Origin of the sequence: Lentzea flaviverrucosa (assembly GCF_003350445.1) — a bacterium.
Taxonomy (GTDB): Bacteria; Actinomycetota; Actinomycetes; order Mycobacteriales; family Pseudonocardiaceae; genus Lentzea; species Lentzea californiensis.
Genome location: NZ_QQAU01000004.1, coordinates 411,987 through 428,946, shown reverse-complemented (window position 1 = coordinate 428,946; position 16,960 = coordinate 411,987). Strand labels below are relative to the sequence as shown.

The 16,960-nt window shown below is 67.5% G+C and carries 18 protein-coding genes and 1 tRNA gene; 10 read left to right on the top strand and 9 right to left on the bottom strand.

What is annotated here, in order from left to right; translation table 11 throughout:
- Nucleotides 1–91 precede the first annotated feature (91 nt).
- Both DFR72_RS15725 and DFR72_RS15720 read right to left on the bottom strand, forming a co-directional pair.
- The gene (locus DFR72_RS15725) at nucleotides 92–991 is read right to left on the bottom strand and encodes an LCP family protein (protein ID WP_090065444.1); all 900 of its coding nucleotides are present in this window, start codon (nucleotides 989–991) and stop codon (nucleotides 92–94) included.
- Nucleotides 992–1,037: 46 nt separating this feature from the next.
- Nucleotides 1,038–2,009 carry a nucleoside hydrolase gene (locus tag DFR72_RS15720; protein ID WP_090065445.1) on the bottom strand — a complete coding sequence of 324 codons (972 nt, stop codon included), beginning with the start codon at nucleotides 2,007–2,009 and terminating at the stop codon, nucleotides 1,038–1,040.
- On the opposite strand from DFR72_RS15720, the gene DFR72_RS15715 reads away from it, so the two are divergent.
- The gene (locus DFR72_RS15715; protein WP_090065446.1) at nucleotides 2,008–2,490 is read left to right on the top strand and encodes a GNAT family N-acetyltransferase; all 483 of its coding nucleotides are present in this window, start codon (nucleotides 2,008–2,010) and stop codon (nucleotides 2,488–2,490) included. The genes DFR72_RS15720 and DFR72_RS15715 overlap by 2 nt on opposite strands.
- A gap of 126 nt (nucleotides 2,491–2,616) precedes the next feature.
- Complete coding sequence (locus DFR72_RS15710) at nucleotides 2,617–3,099, top strand: hypothetical protein (RefSeq protein WP_143086700.1); 483 nt, start codon at nucleotides 2,617–2,619, stop codon at nucleotides 3,097–3,099.
- Here DFR72_RS15710 and DFR72_RS15705 read toward each other — a convergent pair.
- Both DFR72_RS15705 and DFR72_RS15700 read right to left on the bottom strand, forming a co-directional pair.
- Complete coding sequence (locus tag DFR72_RS15705; protein ID WP_211335436.1) at nucleotides 3,078–3,431, bottom strand: hypothetical protein; 354 nt, start codon at nucleotides 3,429–3,431, stop codon at nucleotides 3,078–3,080. The two genes, DFR72_RS15710 and DFR72_RS15705, sit on opposite strands and share 22 nt — an antisense overlap.
- Nucleotides 3,432–3,521: 90 nt before the next feature.
- Nucleotides 3,522–3,597: transfer RNA gene (locus DFR72_RS15700), tRNA-Arg, on the bottom strand.
- A 242-nt stretch (nucleotides 3,598–3,839) separates the two neighbouring features.
- Between DFR72_RS15700 and DFR72_RS15695 the strand changes: the two genes are divergently transcribed.
- The 6 genes from DFR72_RS15695 to DFR72_RS15670 all read left to right on the top strand — a co-directional run bounded on the left by DFR72_RS15695 (nucleotide 3,840) and on the right by DFR72_RS15670 (nucleotide 9,486).
- Nucleotides 3,840–4,607: a hypothetical protein gene (locus DFR72_RS15695; protein WP_090065448.1), complete on the top strand. Its 768-nt coding sequence runs from the start codon at nucleotides 3,840–3,842 to the stop codon at nucleotides 4,605–4,607.
- A gap of 10 nt (nucleotides 4,608–4,617) precedes the next feature.
- Nucleotides 4,618–5,355 (top strand): FkbM family methyltransferase, encoded by a 738-nt coding sequence (locus tag DFR72_RS15690; RefSeq protein WP_170176280.1) that lies wholly within the window; start codon nucleotides 4,618–4,620, stop codon nucleotides 5,353–5,355.
- A gap of 39 nt (nucleotides 5,356–5,394) precedes the next feature.
- The gene (locus tag DFR72_RS15685) at nucleotides 5,395–5,988 is read left to right on the top strand and encodes a Crp/Fnr family transcriptional regulator (protein ID WP_090065450.1); all 594 of its coding nucleotides are present in this window, start codon (nucleotides 5,395–5,397) and stop codon (nucleotides 5,986–5,988) included.
- 68 nt (nucleotides 5,989–6,056) lie between these two features.
- Nucleotides 6,057–6,917, top strand: a complete 861-nt coding sequence (locus tag DFR72_RS15680) for a hypothetical protein (protein WP_090065451.1) — start codon at nucleotides 6,057–6,059, stop codon at nucleotides 6,915–6,917.
- On the top strand, nucleotides 6,917–8,779 hold the full coding sequence (locus tag DFR72_RS15675; protein ID WP_143086701.1) for a hypothetical protein: 1,863 nt from the start codon (nucleotides 6,917–6,919) through the stop codon (nucleotides 8,777–8,779). Before DFR72_RS15680 ends, DFR72_RS15675 begins: the two co-directional genes overlap by 1 nt.
- Nucleotides 8,776–9,486 carry a hypothetical protein gene (locus DFR72_RS15670; protein ID WP_090065453.1) on the top strand — a complete coding sequence of 237 codons (711 nt, stop codon included), beginning with the start codon at nucleotides 8,776–8,778 and terminating at the stop codon, nucleotides 9,484–9,486. Before DFR72_RS15675 ends, DFR72_RS15670 begins: the two co-directional genes overlap by 4 nt.
- A gap of 55 nt (nucleotides 9,487–9,541) precedes the next feature.
- On the opposite strand, the gene DFR72_RS15665 is transcribed toward DFR72_RS15670, so the two are convergent.
- Nucleotides 9,542–12,742, bottom strand: coding sequence for a penicillin acylase family protein (locus DFR72_RS15665; RefSeq protein ID WP_090065454.1), 3,201 nt, complete (start codon nucleotides 12,740–12,742; stop codon nucleotides 9,542–9,544).
- Between the two features lie 451 nt (nucleotides 12,743–13,193).
- Here DFR72_RS15665 and DFR72_RS15660 point away from each other — a divergent pair, with 451 nt between their 5' ends.
- Nucleotides 13,194–13,841 carry a response regulator gene (locus DFR72_RS15660; RefSeq protein WP_030481367.1) on the top strand — a complete coding sequence of 216 codons (648 nt, stop codon included), beginning with the start codon at nucleotides 13,194–13,196 and terminating at the stop codon, nucleotides 13,839–13,841.
- 30 nt (nucleotides 13,842–13,871) lie between these two features.
- On the opposite strand, the gene DFR72_RS15655 is transcribed toward DFR72_RS15660, so the two are convergent.
- Both DFR72_RS15655 and bluB read right to left on the bottom strand, forming a co-directional pair.
- On the bottom strand, nucleotides 13,872–15,329 hold the full coding sequence (locus DFR72_RS15655) for a GGDEF domain-containing protein (RefSeq protein ID WP_245983005.1): 1,458 nt from the start codon (nucleotides 15,327–15,329) through the stop codon (nucleotides 13,872–13,874).
- An 86-nt stretch (nucleotides 15,330–15,415) separates the two neighbouring features.
- Nucleotides 15,416–16,048: a 5,6-dimethylbenzimidazole synthase gene (gene bluB / locus DFR72_RS15650; RefSeq protein WP_090065456.1), complete on the bottom strand. Its 633-nt coding sequence runs from the start codon at nucleotides 16,046–16,048 to the stop codon at nucleotides 15,416–15,418.
- Between the two features lie 84 nt (nucleotides 16,049–16,132).
- Between bluB and DFR72_RS15645 the strand changes: the two genes are divergently transcribed.
- Complete coding sequence (locus DFR72_RS15645; RefSeq protein WP_143086702.1) at nucleotides 16,133–16,489, top strand: hypothetical protein; 357 nt, start codon at nucleotides 16,133–16,135, stop codon at nucleotides 16,487–16,489.
- Here the strand turns inward: DFR72_RS15645 and rpsR are convergent.
- Together rpsR and rpsN are read right to left on the bottom strand one after the other, a co-directional pair.
- Nucleotides 16,437–16,667, bottom strand: a complete 231-nt coding sequence (gene rpsR / locus DFR72_RS15640; protein WP_090065458.1) for a 30S ribosomal protein S18 — start codon at nucleotides 16,665–16,667, stop codon at nucleotides 16,437–16,439. The genes DFR72_RS15645 and rpsR overlap by 53 nt on opposite strands.
- Nucleotides 16,667–16,960: a 30S ribosomal protein S14 gene (gene rpsN / locus DFR72_RS15635; protein WP_030481362.1), complete on the bottom strand. Its 294-nt coding sequence runs from the start codon at nucleotides 16,958–16,960 to the stop codon at nucleotides 16,667–16,669. The genes rpsR and rpsN overlap by 1 nt, the downstream gene beginning before the upstream one ends.

The window sequence follows — 16,960 nt, the reverse complement described above, 5'->3', positions numbered from 1 at the left end:
GGAACGTCCACGGCTGAGGAGTACCGGGGGTCTCCTCAGCCGTGGCCCTCGGGTCCGCTTCCCGGCGAGTGGCAAGGCGCCGTCAGCTAGATCAGGCCGCCTGCCAGAGCGCGTCCGCCTCGGGTTGCTTCGGCTGGACCCGGTTCGGGTCGGGGAGGTAGGTCTCGGTCGGAAGCGTCACGTAGGCGATGGACTCCGGTTTCAACGCGGTGAGTTTTCCCGCGAGATCTGCCAGTTTCGGAATCGAGCCGATTCCGGTGTCCGTGACGATGGACTTCGTGAGGACGTCGGCGAGCTCGAGCGTTTTCGCCGGGCTGGCGAGCCAGTTCTCGTTCGCCATTTTCTCGCTCAACGCCCGCATGAACAGCTGTTGGTTCTTGATGCGGTTCAGGTCGCTGCCGTCACCGATGCTGTAGCGGGTGCGCACGAATGCGAGCGCCTGCGTTCCGTCGAGTTTCGTGGGCCCGGCCGGCACGTGCAGCCCGCTCTTCTCGTCGTCGATCGCCTCGGGCATCGTGACGTCGATGCCGCCGAGCCGGTCGATGAGGTCGCGGAACCCGTTGAAGTCGATCTGCACGAAGTGGTCGATCCGGATGCCGCTCATCTGCTCGACCGTCGCCACGGTGCACGCGGCCCCACCGGTGGAGAAGGCGCTGTTGAACATGGCGATCGCGACCGGCGGGCTGGCCCCGCACCGAGGCCTGGGCACCATCGTGTCGCGCGGGATGCTGACCACGCGGGCCTGGTCGCCCGCCGCGTTCAGCTGGACCACCATGGCCGTGTCGGACCGCCCGTCGTCCTTGCCGACGAGGAGGATGTTGAGGGGGCGCCCAGGCGTCGACGGAGGCCTGGGGTGGGTGATCTCCTTGGCGAGATCGACGGTCTGGAGATTGCTCTCGAGCCGCCAGTAGGAACCCCCGGCCACGACGCCCGCCGCGATGACCAAGGCGGTCCCCGAGACCGCGAGCCATCGTTTCAAGTGGACGTTCATGCTTCTCACGGTCCCCGTTCTTTGTCCAGGTCCCGTCGGTGGTTCGTCATGGTTGTGTCACAGCGTGCCTCAGCTGGTCGAGGAACCGGGCGTTGTCGGCCGTGACGGCGTACTTGGCCTTCGTGCGTTCGGTGGCGATGTCACGCCCGAACGGGCTTTCCGGGGCGAGGAACCGTTGGTCGGCGACGATCTTGCCGCGCGTGTAGCGACCGGTGAGCTCGATCGCGAACCGGTCCTCGTGGCAGGTGGCGAGGCCGGGGTCGCAGAGGATCGCCGCGGCGAGCGGGTCGTGCGGGACGAAGCCCTTCTTGCCGAGGAAGCTGCCGTAGAAGTCGGCGTAGAAGCCGAGGATCCGCCTCGGGAAGCAGTCGTCGGGGAGCGCGTCGAGCCATTCCTGCGACGCGTGGCCCTCCATGGTGACGTCGAGACCGACGATCGTGAGGTCGTCGAAGCCGGCGGCGAGGACCAGATCGGCCGCCTCCGGGTCGTGCCAGAAGTTGGCCTCGGCGTGGGAGGTGATGTTGCCGGGCACGTTGAGCGCGCCGCCCATGACCACGACCTTGTCCAGCAACGCCGGCAGGCGTGGCTCGATCTGCAGGGCGAGAGCGACGTTCGTGAGCGGCCCGATCGCGAGGAGGCTCAGTTCCCCCGGACTCTCTCGTGCCAGGTTCGCCAGTTGCTCGGCGGCGCTCTCCCCGGTGGGCGACGTGGTGGGCTCGCCTCCCGCATGACCGCCGAGGCCGTCCTCACCGTGCACGCTCTCCGCGGTCATGAGCGGCTGAGCGAGCGGTTTCGCCGCGCCCATGGCCACGGGGACATCGAGGTTCAGGCGTTCGACGAGCCTCAACGCGTTGGCCGTGGCCTGCTCGACCGGCACGTTGCCGTGGACCGTGCCGATGGCGACTATTTCGGTTTCTGGCTGTGCACGCAGGTAGTACAAAGCGAGGGCATCATCGATGCCGGGGTCCGCGTCGACGATGATCCGCATGCGTTCGATCATGCCAGTGGGGGCAGCCATGACAGTCCGTCTCGCAGAAGTCTCCGACGCTCCCGCCGTCGCGTCGGTGCACGTCCAGACCTGGCAGTCCGCCTACCGCGGTCTCGTCCCGGATTCCGTGCTGGACGAGCTCTCCGTGCAGGAGCGCGAGTCGATGTGGGAACGGGGCATCCCACGCGGTGGGGTCTGGGTCGGGCTCGTCGACGACGCCGTGGCCGGGTTCTGCGCCGTCGGCCCGTCCAGCGAGCCCGATGCGGCGTTCCAGCTCTATGCGCTCTACGTGCTGCCCTCGGCGTGGGGCACTCCGCTGGGGTACGAGCTGGCACGTGCGGCACTCGGTGCGGAGCAGGACATGGTGCTGTGGGTGTTCGACGAGAACCCGCGGGCGCGGCGTTTCTACGAGCGGCTCGGGTTCCGCGCCGATGGCACGGTCAAGACCGAGACCATCGGCGGGGCAGAGTTGAAGGAGATCCGTTACCGGCTCACGGGCGTCGCAGGGTGATCTCGTCGATCAGCGCGCCGTCCTGAGCTTCTCGAAGAACCTCTGTGTCCAAACAGGACTTCGGCGAGCGGCCCGTGACATCCTTGTTCGACACCGACAGCCCGAAGCCAGAGCAGGGGAGCCACCGTGGTGTTCCGACCTGTGTTCCGCCGCAACCTGGAGTCACACGAAGCCTCGATAGCCCGAGAGGTGTTCGGCGACGCCCTGGACATCAGCGCCCTGACCCTCGCCGAAGGCGGCGTACTCGGCAGCTTCGGCGTGGCCCGAACCCTCCCGCGCCTGGTCACCTTCCCCAAGGGCGTCCTGACCACGCCACAACACCAGGCCCGCTACGAACGCTGGCTGGTCCACGAACTAACGCACGCCTACCAGTACCAACACGGCCGCAGCGTCCTGAGCCTCCTGCCGACGGCCATCGCCGGCTTCTTCGCGAAGGGGCTCTACGACTACGGCGGCATCGAAGGCCTGCACGGGAAGACGTTCGCCGACTTCAACACCGAGCAGCAGGCCAACATCATCGCCGACTACTACTACCTGAGCAGGTACGAGCCGTTGCGCGACCTGTCGGCGTACGAGCCGTACATCAGTCACGTCCGCGCCGGCAGGTGACCTCGGTACTCGTCCGCGAGCCGGAAGAAGAGGTCGAGCGGGTCCTCCGTGCCGGAGATCTCCTCGATGGCACCCGCCCACCCACAAGACATGCCCCAGCCGAACCGCTCATGCAGCCACGCCGCGAAGTGACCGCCTGGGTAGAACGGAAACGGTTCGTCGATGCCATGGACTTCCAGTGCGATGCCGTAGCCCAGGAGGGTCGCCTGCAAATCGCGAAGTTGGCGCTCGCGGACCCACATTCCAGACCTCAGCCGCACCTGCTCGAGCATCCCCCAGGTGTCGCCGTACTCGGCGGGCGGCACCAAAGGCAGTCGATCGCTGGCGGACACCTCCCGAGTCTATGAACTCGCACCAAACCGAAAAGATCAGGGCCCGACAGCGTTTCAGCATGTCAGGCCCTGATTTCACCCGGCGAAAGGTGGTGCCCCAGGCAGGATTCGAACCTGCGACACACGGTTTAGGAAACCGATGCTCTATCCCCTGAGCTACTAGGGCTGGCGACAGCAGTCTACCGGGGTGCCGCCACCGAGTTGACCAGAGCCCCCGCCTACCGCGGACAGGCACCTCGCTCACGCACCGTGAGGAGCACCCAAAGCGCCGTGCGGCCGTTGGAGGGAAGTGAGGCAGGCCACCTTCTGCCGGGCACAAACGTCAGGTAGGGAGGGGGCGTGAGCAGACCTTGGCCCGACTTCCGTCCTGGCCCGCTTGGTTCCTTCAAGGCCTGGTGGCGCCGGAGGGTGCCCAGGCGCGTTGACGACATCACGTTCGTGCCGCCGGCCAGCAGTCATCAGCAGGAGTTCGAGACGCCGTTGGCCAGTGCGGTGTACGGGTTGGACTTCCACTTCAAGTTCACCGTGGTGTGGCGGCTTGATCTGGCTACCGGGTTGCGGCACAACTCGCCGCGCAGTGCGGCTATCCATCACGTGTTGCAGCGGGCCAAGGAGATCAGTTCGAAGGCGATGTTGATTCATCACGCTGCCCTGCAGGTGCAGTTGGGGGATGAGCTCGCCACCGAACGGCAGGTACCCGGCACGCATGTCTGGGCGCGGGCCGAGCAGGTGAAGATCACTGTTGGGGACGAGGACCTGGAGATGGCTCGGAAGCACGTCGAGCTGTTGCGGAACTCCACGTTCAAGCTGGCTGAACGGGACGTCGAGCGGGCTGAGATCCGGTATCTGCGGGACGAGGTGCTGACGGACGTCGGCACGGCGACGATCTGGTGGTTGCAGCGCAACGGGTATCAGGTCGCTGAGGCGGTCAAGCTGGCTGATCACCTCGCTGAGCTCGTGAAGCTCGCGCAGCGGGAGCCGGCCACGAACTGGGCCGAGTCGTTGGTCAGCAGTGTGGAGCGGGCCATGCCTGAGCTCGGGGACGCCCATCGGCAGGACCTGCGGCTGCACCTGGTGAAGGCGCTGAGCGTCTACGGTGGGGCTCGGGTGGCCGCCGAGTTCGCTGACCAGGTCGGGTTGCCCGCGGGGGAACAACGCAACAACGGGCACGTCTAGGCTGACCGGGGTGTTGACCCAACTTCGCAGTGCCGCTGTTGTCGCCGGGTTGCAGGCCCTCGCCCGGCTCACGCCCTATGCCGAGGCAGAGCTGATCGGGCTTCGCAAGGTCGTCAAGCCTGGGGACGTCTGCATCGACGTCGGGGCCGCGCTGGGGCTCTACACGGTGACCCTGTCGAGACTGGTCGGTCCACAAGGGACTGTGTACAGCGTCGAGCCGCTGGTGTTCGCGCACCCCGCCCTGTCGTACGTGCTGCGGCCGCGTGAAGGGGCCAACATCAAGCGGCACTCGGTGGCTCTTGGCGCTGAGAAGCAGGGGCGTGAGGTCATGTCCGTGCCGGTGCGGCACGGGAGTCCGGTGACCGGGCGGTCGTTCCTCACGGTGGGGGCCAACGGGCTCGGGTCCAACGAGGAGTTCGACCAGCACCTGGACGTACTGGTCAAGACGGACACGCTCGACCACTTCGTCGAGGAGCAGGGGATCACCCGGCTCGACTTCGTCAAGGCCGACGTCGAGGGGGCCGAGCTCAGGGTCCTCGAAGGGGCTGTGGAGACCATCGAGCGGCTCAAGCCGGCGTTCCTGCTCGAGATCGAGGAACGGCACGTCGAGCGGTTCGGGTACCACGCGAAGGACGTCGCCGACTTCCTCACCGAGCGCGGGTACCGCATGACCACGTGGCACGGCGGTGCGTGGGTGCCGACCGGCGACATCGGGGGCGAGGTCCGGAACTACCTCTTCCGCGTTTAGGCGATTGCGGCATGACACTCGTTTGAGTAAAGAGGAGTCGTGCGAGGGTTTCGGGCGTTGGTGCCCGTGGTGGTGTGGAACGAGTTGCGCGGCACCGGGATCAGACGGGATTTCAAGGCCAACGAGACGTTGCTCGTCGAGGGGGCGCCGGACACATCGCTGCTGGTGTTGCAGCGGGGACGTGTCCGGGTGCTGAACTCGACGCTGCTCGTGGCGGTGCGCGGCTCCGGTGACGTGCTCGGCGAGATGTCCGCGCAGGACGGCGGCACGCGGTCGGCCACCGTGGTCGCGATGGAGTCCTGCGTCGCGTTCAGCCTCTCGCGGGCGGCTTTCAAGCGAGTGCTCGAACGGCACAAGGTCGGCGATCAGCTCGGTCAGTACGTCGTCGCCAAGTTGCGGGAGACGGTGACCGAGGTTTCCTCCCGCGGCACGGAGGCGCGGGTGCGGGACGTGCTCGAACGCATCGCGCGGCTCGCCGAGACCGATCACCCGAAGCCGCTGACCATCCCGCTGTCGCAGTCGAAGCTCGCTGAGTCGCTCGGCCTGTCTCGCAACGCGGTCGCCAAGGTGCTCGTGCAACTGTGTGACCAGAACTACCTGGCCTCGACCAACCCGATCTGCCTCGCTGAGTGACCTGAGTCACTTCGCGGGTGGTATTTGGTGCGCAGCACGGCCGGCGGTGGGCTGACACCGTCATCGGCATGACTGAGCCGGTCGAAGAACTGCCGCCCTACCGCGCGGTGCTCGTGGTGGACATGGAGAACTACAGCGGTCACACCGCCGCACAGCAGCGCGAGTTCACCGAGATCATCCCCGAGCTGCTGCACCGGGCGTTCGAACGTGCGGGGCGCGCCGACGTGTGGGAGGAACGGCGCTTCCCGGACAGCACGGGTGACGGGTACGCGGTGGGGTTCCGGCCCGAGTCGCTGCCGCTGCTGATCGGGCCGTTCCTCAACGCGCTGCAGACCGAACTCGCTTACTACGACCGGATTCTGCGTTCCGGTGACCGGAAGTCCAGGCTGCGTCTGCGTGCCGCGATCACCGTGGGGCCGTTGTACGAGTCGGACTCCCCTCGTCTCGGCGACGGGTGCGGGGACAGCCGCGTGGCGGCGCATCGGCTGGTAGACGCCGCCGAGGTGCGCCGGCTGCTCGAACTCTCGGACCCCGACATCACCTTCGTCGCCGCCATCATTTCGGACCGCGTGCACGAGGACGTCGTGCTGGGTGGGCATGCCACCAAAGCATCGAGCGACTACGTGCGGACTTCGGTGTCGGTGAAGCAGTTCTGCGGCGACGCGTACCTGCACGTGCCCAAGCCGTCCGGCGACCTGCTGTCCCGCGGGTTCAGCCAGGAGGACGAGGTGAAGGGAAGCGAGGAGAAGGACGAGAAGAGGGTTCAGGGCATCCACAACGAGTTCTCCGGCAACAACTCGGGTCATGTCGTGCAGGCGGGCAGCATCGGGCACCTGACGCAGGACCACCGCGACCAGTCGAACCGGATCAGCGTGCGTGGCAACAGCAACACGGTCGCCGGGCGGGACGTCAGGGGCAGGCGGTCGTGATGCCCTCGATCGAGGTCGACGGCCGCCACAACACCATCGCCGGGCGCGACATCATCACCATCAGCGCTGGTCACGGTCTCGTGCGGCAGGTGTTCGGAGACCAGATCCTGCCGACCACCCTGACCTGGCAACGAGAACGGTTCGCTGAGCCGCTCGACTTCCATGTCGCCGTGGAGTCCCTGCGAGTCAACAAGTTCCTGGCGCTCACGGCGGACGGTGGCGCGCGGACGGCGGCGTTGTGCTTGTTGCACGACGTCCACAACGAGGCGCGCACGGTCGAACACGTCGAGGTCGAGCAGGACACCGAACTCAGGTTGCGCCGGGTGTCCGAGGACGCGCTGGTGCTCATCGACTTCCGCACCGCCGAGGACACCCGCCCCGTCGAGGCCCAGATCGGCGGGTTCCTCAGCGAGCAGGTGCCACGCGGGCACGTCGTGGTCCTGTTGTCCGGCAACGAAAGTGAGGAATTCCTGCACAGGTACGGTCACCTGCGCAGGAAACTGCCCTCGCCGTGGCTGGAGGAGGTGCTCCAGGCTCACCTGCGCCACGACCTGCCGGGCGACCAGCTCTGCACGTTGTTGGCTGACTCGGACTGGCTCGACCTGGCTGATGGCGCGCGCCCTGCTGATGTCGCGCATTTCGCCGAACTTGTGCTGCGGGCGCGGCGTGACGCGCCCCTGGGCGATTCGATCAGGGAGGCGTTCGAGGCGTTCCACAAGTACGCGAAGACCCTCTCGAAAGAGTTCGACGGTGCCAAAGCGAGAGAGCGCAGCGCGCTGCTAGCACTGGCACTGGTGAACAACGGCCGGCACGAGTCGATCTACCGCGCCGAACGGATTCTGCTCGACCTCACGAACCACCTGGAGGACGAGCCGAGTCAGGTGTTGGCGAGCGAGGGATTCGTCCGCAGACTCGGAAAGATCGCCCACACGGCGACCTTCCTGGACCGCACCAAGTTCACCCGCCGCGACTACGACACGTCGGTCCTGAACCACGTGTGGCGCGGCTTTCCGCAGCTGCGCGACCACCTCAGCGACTGGATCGTCGCGGTGGCGTTCGACGATCAGGCTCGTCTGGACCCGCAGACCCGCCAGGAGATCGCGGCCAGGCTGCTGGCCCTCTGCACCGACACGAGCGACGCGAAGCCACTGCTCACGGCTGTGCGGAGGTGGGTCCAGCACAACATCGCGCTGGCCGCCGGCCTGCTCGACGAGGCGGCAGTGGACGAGCGCACCACGGTCGAGGTGCGTCGCCGGATGTACTGGTGGGCGAAGGATCCCGAGCTTCCGGTGCCACTGGCCCGTGCGATCGTCGAGGTCTGCGCGGCGCAGTTCGGCAAAGTGCACACGCAGCTCGCGCTGACCAGGCTCGGGCACCTGACCGGTCATGCCAGAGCGGAGGTGGTGCGCAGAGTCGAGGATGCGTTGCTCGTGCTGGCGACGGAGCAGGGGAAGGCGGACGTCGTCCTCGGGCGGATGGTCGAGTGGCTTCGCACCAGCACCGGTGGCCAGTGGGCGGCCGCGGCGATCGTCGTGCGGGAGATGACCCTGCCCGGCCGCAGGTTCCACCTGCGTGGCGCCTCCGGCTTCGCTGCTTGGGGGGCGATTCTGCGCAGTTCCAACCACATGGGCGTCGTGGAAGGCCTGAAGGACTGGTTCTCCGCTGCGTCCGGCGTTGATCGCGAGGTGAGGGCGGTGCCGTTCTCCCTGCTGGTGGAAGCCGCGGGCAATGACGTCAACGCACTCAACCTGCTGGGCATGGCGGTGGACCTGTGGAAGCGCGATCAACCGGAAGGACGCGAAGAAGTGCACGCCGAACTGAGAAGGCTCATCGACGCCCAGCACCCGGTGGTGCGGCGATGAACTGGTGGCAGAACCTGCAGCGTGGCCCTCAGTCGCTGGCCGCACCGCGCATCTACCAGCGCGAACAGTGGTCGGGTGTGCTCCAGGGCGCCGAACCTGGCGTCGAGTGGCGTGCGGAGTGGACGATCGTCTGGTGGACCGAGGGCAACCAGGGCACGCATCCGGCTCCGGCCTCGATCGCCGCCGTCGCCCTACGGGATCGCGCGGCCCCTCTCGCACGAGCCGAAGGCGTGAGCAGCGACATGATGCAGCACGTGCTGGCCGCCGAACTCGGCCACCCGAGACCGATCGCGCCCAACAGCGCGATGTGGGTCGGGACGGAGAACGTGCACGTCGAGCTCACCGAGCACAGTGCGGCATTGTTGCAACAGAGAAGGGAACGTGTCGCCGAACTGGCGGAAATCGCCCACCTGCGTGAAAACGTTCTCTCCGATCTGCCGCACGCCGTGCTCTGGTGGCTGCGTCGCACCGGGTACAACGTGGAAGACGCGCTTCACAAGGAAGGTGTCTTCAAACAGTTGATCGGGATCGTCAACGCCGAGCGAGTGGAGCAACCGTGGGCACGACGGTTGGCGGACGCACTGGGCGAGGCCATGCCGGGCCTCGAGCCGCAGAACCGGTGGGACGTGTTCGAGCAGATCCAGCGCTTGATGAAGGGCTACAGTCACGACGACGCCGCCGACGAGCTCGCGCGACACCTCGGCTGAAATAAGTAGAGGACGCCGACCCCTGGGGGTGGATCGGCGTCCTCATCTCGAAGGCCTACGAAACGTAGACCTCAAGCTCGTACAGGGAGTACCCGTACTGATTGGCCCGTTGGGTGCCCGTCAGCCGTAGGTGTCTCGCGTCCTGTGGTGTGAACGCTACGACATCATCGCCGCCATCGCCACTACTTGTGGAGAAAACGTTCCGCCAGTTCGTGCCGTCATTGGAAATCTCGATGCGGTATCCCCTGCCGAAGGCCGATTCCCACCGCAACACCGTGCGACCGATTCGTTGCACAGAGCCAAGGTCCACCTGGATCCACTGGTTGTCGCTCCAGTCGCTGGCCCAGCGGGACGTCGGGTTGCCGTCCACCGCGTTCGACGGCGGGAGGGTGTTCCAGCCCTTTTCGTGGGACGACGCGGTGGTGGTGCGGCCGGCTGCCAGGTTGGTGGTGGTCTGGCCCCGGCGGGACGGGAACTGCACGACCTGCTGGTACGTCGGGCGGTTCTGCCAGTGGATCTTGTCCTGGGTGATGCCGCCCATGGCGCGGTGGATGATCGTGTCCGCGCACCACTGGTCGCCCGCGGCACAGTCCGCGTCACCTGGGTAGACGGCGTTCGCCGGCTTCGCCACGGCCGCCTGCAAGGACGAGACGAGAGCCGTGCGGCAACCGGACAGGGTGCCGCCACCGCAGTAGGTCTGCGGGAACGCGCCCTGGACCGGGTCGCCGAGGACCTTGCGCAGGTCCTTGTCGACGTAACCCCACCAGCCGTACTGGAACGACGAACCCTTGTGCGGGGCGGCGCCGTGCGTGTCGGACGGGGCCTCGTCCACCTGCTGGGCTGCCACCAGGGCGTTGTACAGGCCGTCACCCAGCGACGGCTTGAACTGCGACTCGACGAGCAGGGGCCACCAGGCATCGAGAATTCGGATGGCTTCGGCGTGGTCGTAGGCCTTGCTGCCCTTCGCGGTCTCCTTGCGCAACGAGCCGGAGCGCTGCCAGTCCTTCAGCTTCTGCACGACCGGGGCCAGGGCGGCGTCGACCGGAGCGGACTCCAGCACCCGCAGCAACTCGGGCAGCACCTGCTCGGCGCGCAGGTCGGCCACTGCCGCCTCGGCCATCACTCGGGTCAAAGAAGCACGCGTGACCTTCTGGCCGGAAGCGATCAGAGCGCGCACGCGGACGTCCAGCAGGTCACCGCGGTGCACGGCGCTGTGGCCGAACCCGCCGAACGTGAAGTCCTTGGCCTGCTTGTTGTTCCAGGACACGTAGTAGTCCTGGTTGATCGAGTTCGGGTGCCCGGCGAACGGCATGTAGTCGGCGACGTTCTCGTCGCCGTTCCAGTTCACCCACTCGTACTCGGCCCGGCCCCACGTCGGCAGGTTCGGGTCCACAGTGGAACGGCGGACCGGGTTCAGGCCCGAGTTGAAGTACGCGGAGTCGCGGGAGTCCACGTAGAACCAGTTGAACGCGTAGCCGATCTTGTTGGCCGCGCGCTGGAAGTCGGTGGCCGAGCGGATCGCCGAAGGATCGTTGAGCTCCTGGAAGCCGATGATCGAGTCGACCTCGTGCATGTACGTCGAACGCAACGTCGTGTACGCCACGACCTTGCCGCCGACGGTCGCCCTGCTCGTCACCAGGCCGTACTTGGTCCGGTACATGACCAGCGTGTACGAACCGGCGGGTGTGCCGTCCGCGACGGTGGGCTTCCAGGCGTTCTTGCGCTCGAGGCGCTCCATCGGCAGACACGCGCCATGGAACAGGTACGACGTCGAAGCCTTGGTGGCAGGAGAACCGTCCGCGTTGCACAGCTCGACGGCGTAGGTGTCGACGATGTCCTGGCCCGACGAGGTGGCGCTCCACGAGTAGTCGACACCCCGGCCGAGCTGCACGTACATCGAGACGCCTGCGAACGAGACGCCGCGCGAACGGATGCCGGGGCCGTTGAGTTCCTGCAGCAGGAGCAGCTGCGGCGCGAAGTAACCGGTCTGCGGCCCCCACACGGCGATCGGGTTCCCGCTGTCCGTGTGAGCACCCGACACCGCGAGGGCGTTCGACATGCCGTGCTTCTTGTTCAGCAGGTCGGCGGGCAGCACGCCGTCGGAGAAGATGCCCCGGGCCTTCGCCACGTCCTCGGCGGCGGGAACGGCGACGGAGGCACCCGTGCCGCCCACCTCGTCGTAGACCATGCGCTCCGGCGTGACGACGCCACCGTCGGGAAGCGCCACGCCCTGGGGCGAAGCGGGGGAGGCGGAGTACGGGAACGACTGTCCGTCGTGGAGGGTCAGCACGGCTTCGGGGTCGTTCTGCGCCCGGAACGCCTTCCAGACCTGCTCACCGGTGGCAGCGCCGTACTTGTTCTGCGCGGCCAGTTTCACCAGCGCCGACTGGACCTCGCCGCCACCGCCGGCACCGAACAGGCCGCCGACCACGGACGCGATCGCCACCATGTCGGTCGTCTTGAACGGCTGGATGTCGTTCCAGTTCGTGATCGCGTCGGCGTGCCCGGTCAGCACGTACTCACCGGGGAAGTTCCGCGCGCCGATGGCCTGCGTGATGTACGCGTTGATGCCCGCGGTGTAGTCGGTGACGTCGGCCAGCGCCTGCCGGCCGCGCTCACCGCCGTTCGCCGTCGCGCTGTCGATCTGCTTCTGCAGGTCCGCCTCGGTGTAGGGGATCTGGTTGAAGAAGCTCTGCTCCAGCACGCGGTTGCCCGGCGCGCCACCGGCGAACCCGGTCAGCTGGCCGCGCCCGAGGTGGCGGAAGACGTCCATCAGCCACAGGCGGTCCTGCGCGGCCGCGAAACCGGCGCCGAACATCGTGCCGGACCGCGTGGTCCCGGTGATGTGCGGCATGCCGATCTTCTTGTCGCGCACGATCGTCACGTCGGACCGCGGCTTGATGGTGCTCTCGACCTGGTCGGACTGCACGCCGAACGACGCGTCGTTGAAGAAGTCCGTCAGCTGCGAGTTCGTCAGTCCGCCGTAGCCGTTGACGAGGGCGTCGTATTTCCCGAGCTGGTCCGCCGAATGCGCGGGCCTGGTGCCGAACGCCTTGTGCGCGAGGACCTCGGCCAGCGTCGCGTTGCCGTTGTTGCCGGGCGGCAGGACGTCGTTGCACTGCCCGAGGCAGTAGTCGTCCGCGGCGTACGCGGCCGCGCGTGGGGGTTCCTCGGCGTTGGCCGGCGGAACGATCAAAAGGGAGGCGGTGACGGCGGCGGTCGCCAGCAGGGTCGTCACCGGATTGGCTCTCCGCATCGCGCGAAGCTCCTCTCCGTGCAGGGCAGGGCTGTTGTGACGCACGTTACTTTCCAGTAGGGCTATTGCGAAAGACCTTCGCGTTTTCTGATCCAGTGCGGGACGGCCTGTATCGATCCCGAAACCCATTAAGGAGCCATATGGGCAGAAACGAGGCCAAGCGAGACATCTGAATCGGATTACCGAGGGTGTATCCGTGTTTCTGGTACCGCATTCCACTCAGTGGGATATTGATGTTTCGTCACTCAGTGTTCCGATGATCCCTCCTAACGCCTGGTGGCCCGCCTACGCAGCGAAGTCAGAGCTCAATTCCGGTAACTGTGAACGCGGTTGGCGTTCTCGAAAATCTGTAACCACATGATGAGATAACTGAGAATTAACGTGGTCTTCGGCGTGCGTACGCCAAGATCACGAACATGAGGGAGCACGGAACGCCAATGCGGGAGGCGTCGTGATCAAGGTTCTGCTGGCCGACGACGAGGACCTCGTCCGCTCCGGCCTTCGCATGATCCTGAGCAGCGTCGGAGACATCGAAGTTGTTGCTGAGGCCGATGACGGACATCTGGTAGCCGACCTGGCACGCCAGCATCGTCCGCACGTTGTTCTGCTCGACATCCGGATGCGCACCTCGGACGGACTCGTGGCCCTGCGGAGGCTGCGGACCCTGCCGGACCCACCGAGGGTCTGCATCCTGACCACGTTCGACGTCGACGAGTACGTGTCGGAAGCTCTGCGCCTGGGCGCCGCCGGCTTCCTGCTCAAGGACACCGAACCGGAACAGCTCGTCAAGGCCGTGCGTGATCTCGCGCGCGGAGGTGCTGTTCTCGACCCCGGTGTGGCGGCGAGAGTTCTCGCGGCCGTCGCCGACGGCGAACGGATGGCGGAGCCGGCACGAAGGCTCCTCCAGAGCCTGTCCGAACGCGAGCGCGAGGTGCTCGTGCTGATCGGCCAGGGCATGTCCAACGCGGAGATCGGCGGCACCCTGCACCTGTCGGAGGCGACGGTGAAGGGCTACGTCTCGTCCGTGCTCGGCAAGATCGGCGCGGTCAACCGCGTGCAGGCCGCACTGGTGGCCTACCGCGGCGGCCTGATCGCCTAGACGCCGAGAACCCTTCGTTCGCCGGGAGCCCTAGTTCCCGGAGACGATCTCGGGCACCTCGTCCACCGAGGGCTCGACCTCGACCCTGTTGCGGCCGTGCCGCTTGGCGCGGTAGAGCGCCATGTCGGCGGCCGCGAACAGCTGGTCCAGTTTGGCCGGTCCCGCCGCCACGCCGATGCTGACCGTCGGGCGGCGGACCGCGCCGAGCACCATCGTCCAGTCGTGCCCGTCGACGGCCGCGCGGATCCGCTCGGCCACGTTCGGGCCGACGTCCATGTTCGGCCCGGTGTCCCCGAGCAGCACCACGAACTCGTCACCGGCCCAGCGCGCCACCAGGTCGTCCGACCGGCACTCGCGCCGCAGCAACGCCGCGATCTCGCGCAACGCCGCGTCGCCCGTCGCGTGCCCGGCGTCGTCGTTGACGTTCTTGAACCAGTCCACGTCGACCAGCACCAGCCACGGCACCCGCCCGCGCGCCGCCGTCGACTCCAGCAGCGCGGCGGCCGCCCGTTCCAGCCCGAGCCGGTTCGCCAGGCCCGTCAACGGGTCACGTGCCGCGGCCTCCTGCGCCGCCACCGCGAGCCGTTGTGCCTGAACGGCCACCCGGCGCTGCTCCAGCGCCTGGCCCAGGCCCTCCTGCAACGTCTCCCTGGCCGTGCGGGAGGCGGCCATCGACCGGCGCAACGCCTCGGCCTCGCCCTCGGCGTCACCCAGGGCGTGGCAGATGTCCGCCAGCTCGGTCGAGAACCGCAGCAGCAGTGACGTGTCGTTGATGCGTTCGGCGCTCGTCACGGCACGGGACGCGAGTGTGCGCGCCTCGTCGAAATCGTTCTTCTCGCGGCGCACGACGGCAAGAACCCAGTTACCTACTGAGACGCCCCACAGGTCGTCGGCGTCCAGGGCGAGCCGCAGCGTCTCCTCGCCCATCTCCTCGGCCTTGTCCAACTGGCCGACGCCGGCCAGGGACCGTCCGCACGCGCCGAGGAGCGCGCGCCGGTGCACCTCGTCCTTGACGATGCCGAGGCCCTCGTCGAGGTAGGCCAGCGCCTCCTCGAAGATCGCCGGCGCCGCCGCGGGAGGTCCGGAACAGGCGCGGAAGTTCAGCGAACCGCCGAGGCGCTGCAGGCAGTGGGCCAGCACGTCGGTGTTGCCCGCACGACGCGCCACCTGCACCGAGAGCCGCAGCATGTCCAGGGCCGCGCGCCGGTTGCCGATGCCCTCCATCAGATAACCGAGGGAGCCCATCGTGTGGGCCACGGCAGGGCTGTCCGACCGGTCGGCGTCGAGGTCCGTCCACCCCTCGGCGGCCAGTTCCAGCGCGAGGGGGATGCGGCCGAGGCGCCAGGCCATCACCGCCCGGTTGACCAGCACCGCCGACCGAACCCAGCGGTCGGCGCCGGGGGACACCTTGGTGACCACCTCGTCGAAAAGACTGTTCGCCTCCGGCAAGCGGCCAGCGTTGAGCAACGCGCGGACCTCTCGGTCCAACCGCGGAATCTGGCCCGCTACCAGCGGATCGCGTTGCTCCACTCGTTCATCGACTCCGTTCCGACTGGCCGAGCGGCCCGCACAGGCTACCGGGTCTGTCGCGCCCCGTACCGATCGTGGTGCAGGACGTCATCGAGGGGTAGTCGGTTGCGCCAACCGTGACGTTCCAGATCGGGCGTCTCGGGCAGTGATCGAACCGGACCGACGCACAGCCACGCAACCGGACGAACCCTTGTGGGGATGTCCAGCAGCCGGCGCAGCACATCTTCCCGGTAGAAGCTCACCCAGCCCACACCGAGTCCCTCTTCCGTCGCGGCGAGCCACAGGTTCTGGATGGCGAGGCACACGGAGTACAGACCGGCGTCCGCGATCGCGTGCCTGCCGAGCACCGCCGGCGAGCCCCGGTCGGGGTCGTAGGTGACCACGATGCCGAGGGTCGACTCCATGACCCCCTCGACCTTGATGCGGGAGAAGGTCTCCGCCCGTTCCTGGTCCAGCTGAGCCGCGAAGACGCTGCGTTCGGCCTGGACGTGGTCGCGGAAGGCACGCCGGGTCGACTCGTCGCGCACGAGCACGAAGTCCCACGGCTGGGACAGTCCGACGCTGGGGGCGGCGTGTGCGGCGCTCAGCACCCGGCGCAGCACGTCGGCGGGGATCTCCTCACCGGAGAACTCGGCTCGGGTGTCCCTGCGGCGGTGGACCACGTCGTACAGGTTCATTCGTGCGATCGTGCCTCACTCGAAAGCACCAACTTCACGCTGGAGAGGTGGCGCTGATCTCACCTGAGGAGATACACCGATCGGATGCGAAGAATGAAAGGCGGTTATGGCTCGGCGCTCGGATTCGGTGCCGGAGTCGGCGTGACCGCGTTCACCAGCGCCTGGCCGCTGCTCGCCCTGCTCCTGCTCGCCGCCGTCGTCGTGGTCGTCTCGATGCGGACCACGATCGTCGGCGCCGGCCTGGCCGCGCTGCAGTGCTGGGGCCTCTACGCGACCTTCTTGGTGGGTGTTCGCGGCGACCTGACGGTCGACGAACACACGACCTGGGTGCTCGCGTTGCTGGTGCAGCTCGCCGCGCTGGCCTTCCTGACCAGCGCGGCGGTGCGGGTCATCGCGCTTGTGACGGGTACGGCAACAGGGCCATCTCCCGTGCGTTCCTGATCGCCGTGGCGACCTGGCGCTGCTGCTGCGGCGTCAGGCCGGTCACCCGGCGGGACCGGATCTTGCCCCGGTCCGAGAGGAACTTGCGCAGCAGCGTGACGTCCTTCCAGTCGACGACGGTCACGCCCTCCTTCGCGAGCAGGTTCACCCTGCGCTTGAGCGGCTTCCTCTCGCGCATCACCAGCTCGCCTTCGAGACGCCGGGCAGCTCACCGCGGTGGGCCATCTCCCGCAGCCGGACGCGGGACAGACCGAACTTCCGGTTGTAGGCGCGCGGCCGTCCGTCCACGACGTCGCGGTTGCGCAACCGGGTCGGCGACGCGTCCCGCGGCAGCTTCTGCAGACCCTGCAACGCTTCCGCGCGCGTCTCCGGGTGCCGCAGCATCTCCTTGAGCTCGGCCCGCCGTTCCGCGTACCGCGCCACGACCTCGCGCCTGCGCAGGTCCGCGGCGATCTTCGACTTCTTCGCCAC

Bases quoted from the DNA above. Each gene is read 5' to 3' on its own strand.
- DFR72_RS15725 (WP_090065444.1), bottom strand. From the start codon at position 991: ATGAACGTCCACTTGAAACGATGGCTCGCGGTCTCGGGGACCGCCTTG.
- DFR72_RS15715 (WP_090065446.1), top strand. From the start codon at position 2,008: ATGACAGTCCGTCTCGCAGAAGTCTCCGACGCTCCCGCCGTCGCGTCG.
- DFR72_RS15720 (WP_090065445.1), bottom strand. From the start codon at position 2,009: ATGGCTGCCCCCACTGGCATGATCGAACGCATGCGGATCATCGTCGAC.
- DFR72_RS15680 (WP_090065451.1), top strand. From the start codon at position 6,057: ATGACTGAGCCGGTCGAAGAACTGCCGCCCTACCGCGCGGTGCTCGTG.
- DFR72_RS15675 (WP_143086701.1), top strand. From the start codon at position 6,917: ATGCCCTCGATCGAGGTCGACGGCCGCCACAACACCATCGCCGGGCGC.
- DFR72_RS15670 (WP_090065453.1), top strand. From the start codon at position 8,776: ATGAACTGGTGGCAGAACCTGCAGCGTGGCCCTCAGTCGCTGGCCGCA.
- DFR72_RS15665 (WP_090065454.1), bottom strand. From the start codon at position 12,742: ATGCGGAGAGCCAATCCGGTGACGACCCTGCTGGCGACCGCCGCCGTC.
- bluB (WP_090065456.1), bottom strand. From the start codon at position 16,048: ATGAACCTGTACGACGTGGTCCACCGCCGCAGGGACACCCGAGCCGAG.
- DFR72_RS15645 (WP_143086702.1), top strand. From the start codon at position 16,133: ATGCGAAGAATGAAAGGCGGTTATGGCTCGGCGCTCGGATTCGGTGCC.
- rpsR (WP_090065458.1), bottom strand. From the start codon at position 16,667: ATGCGCGAGAGGAAGCCGCTCAAGCGCAGGGTGAACCTGCTCGCGAAG.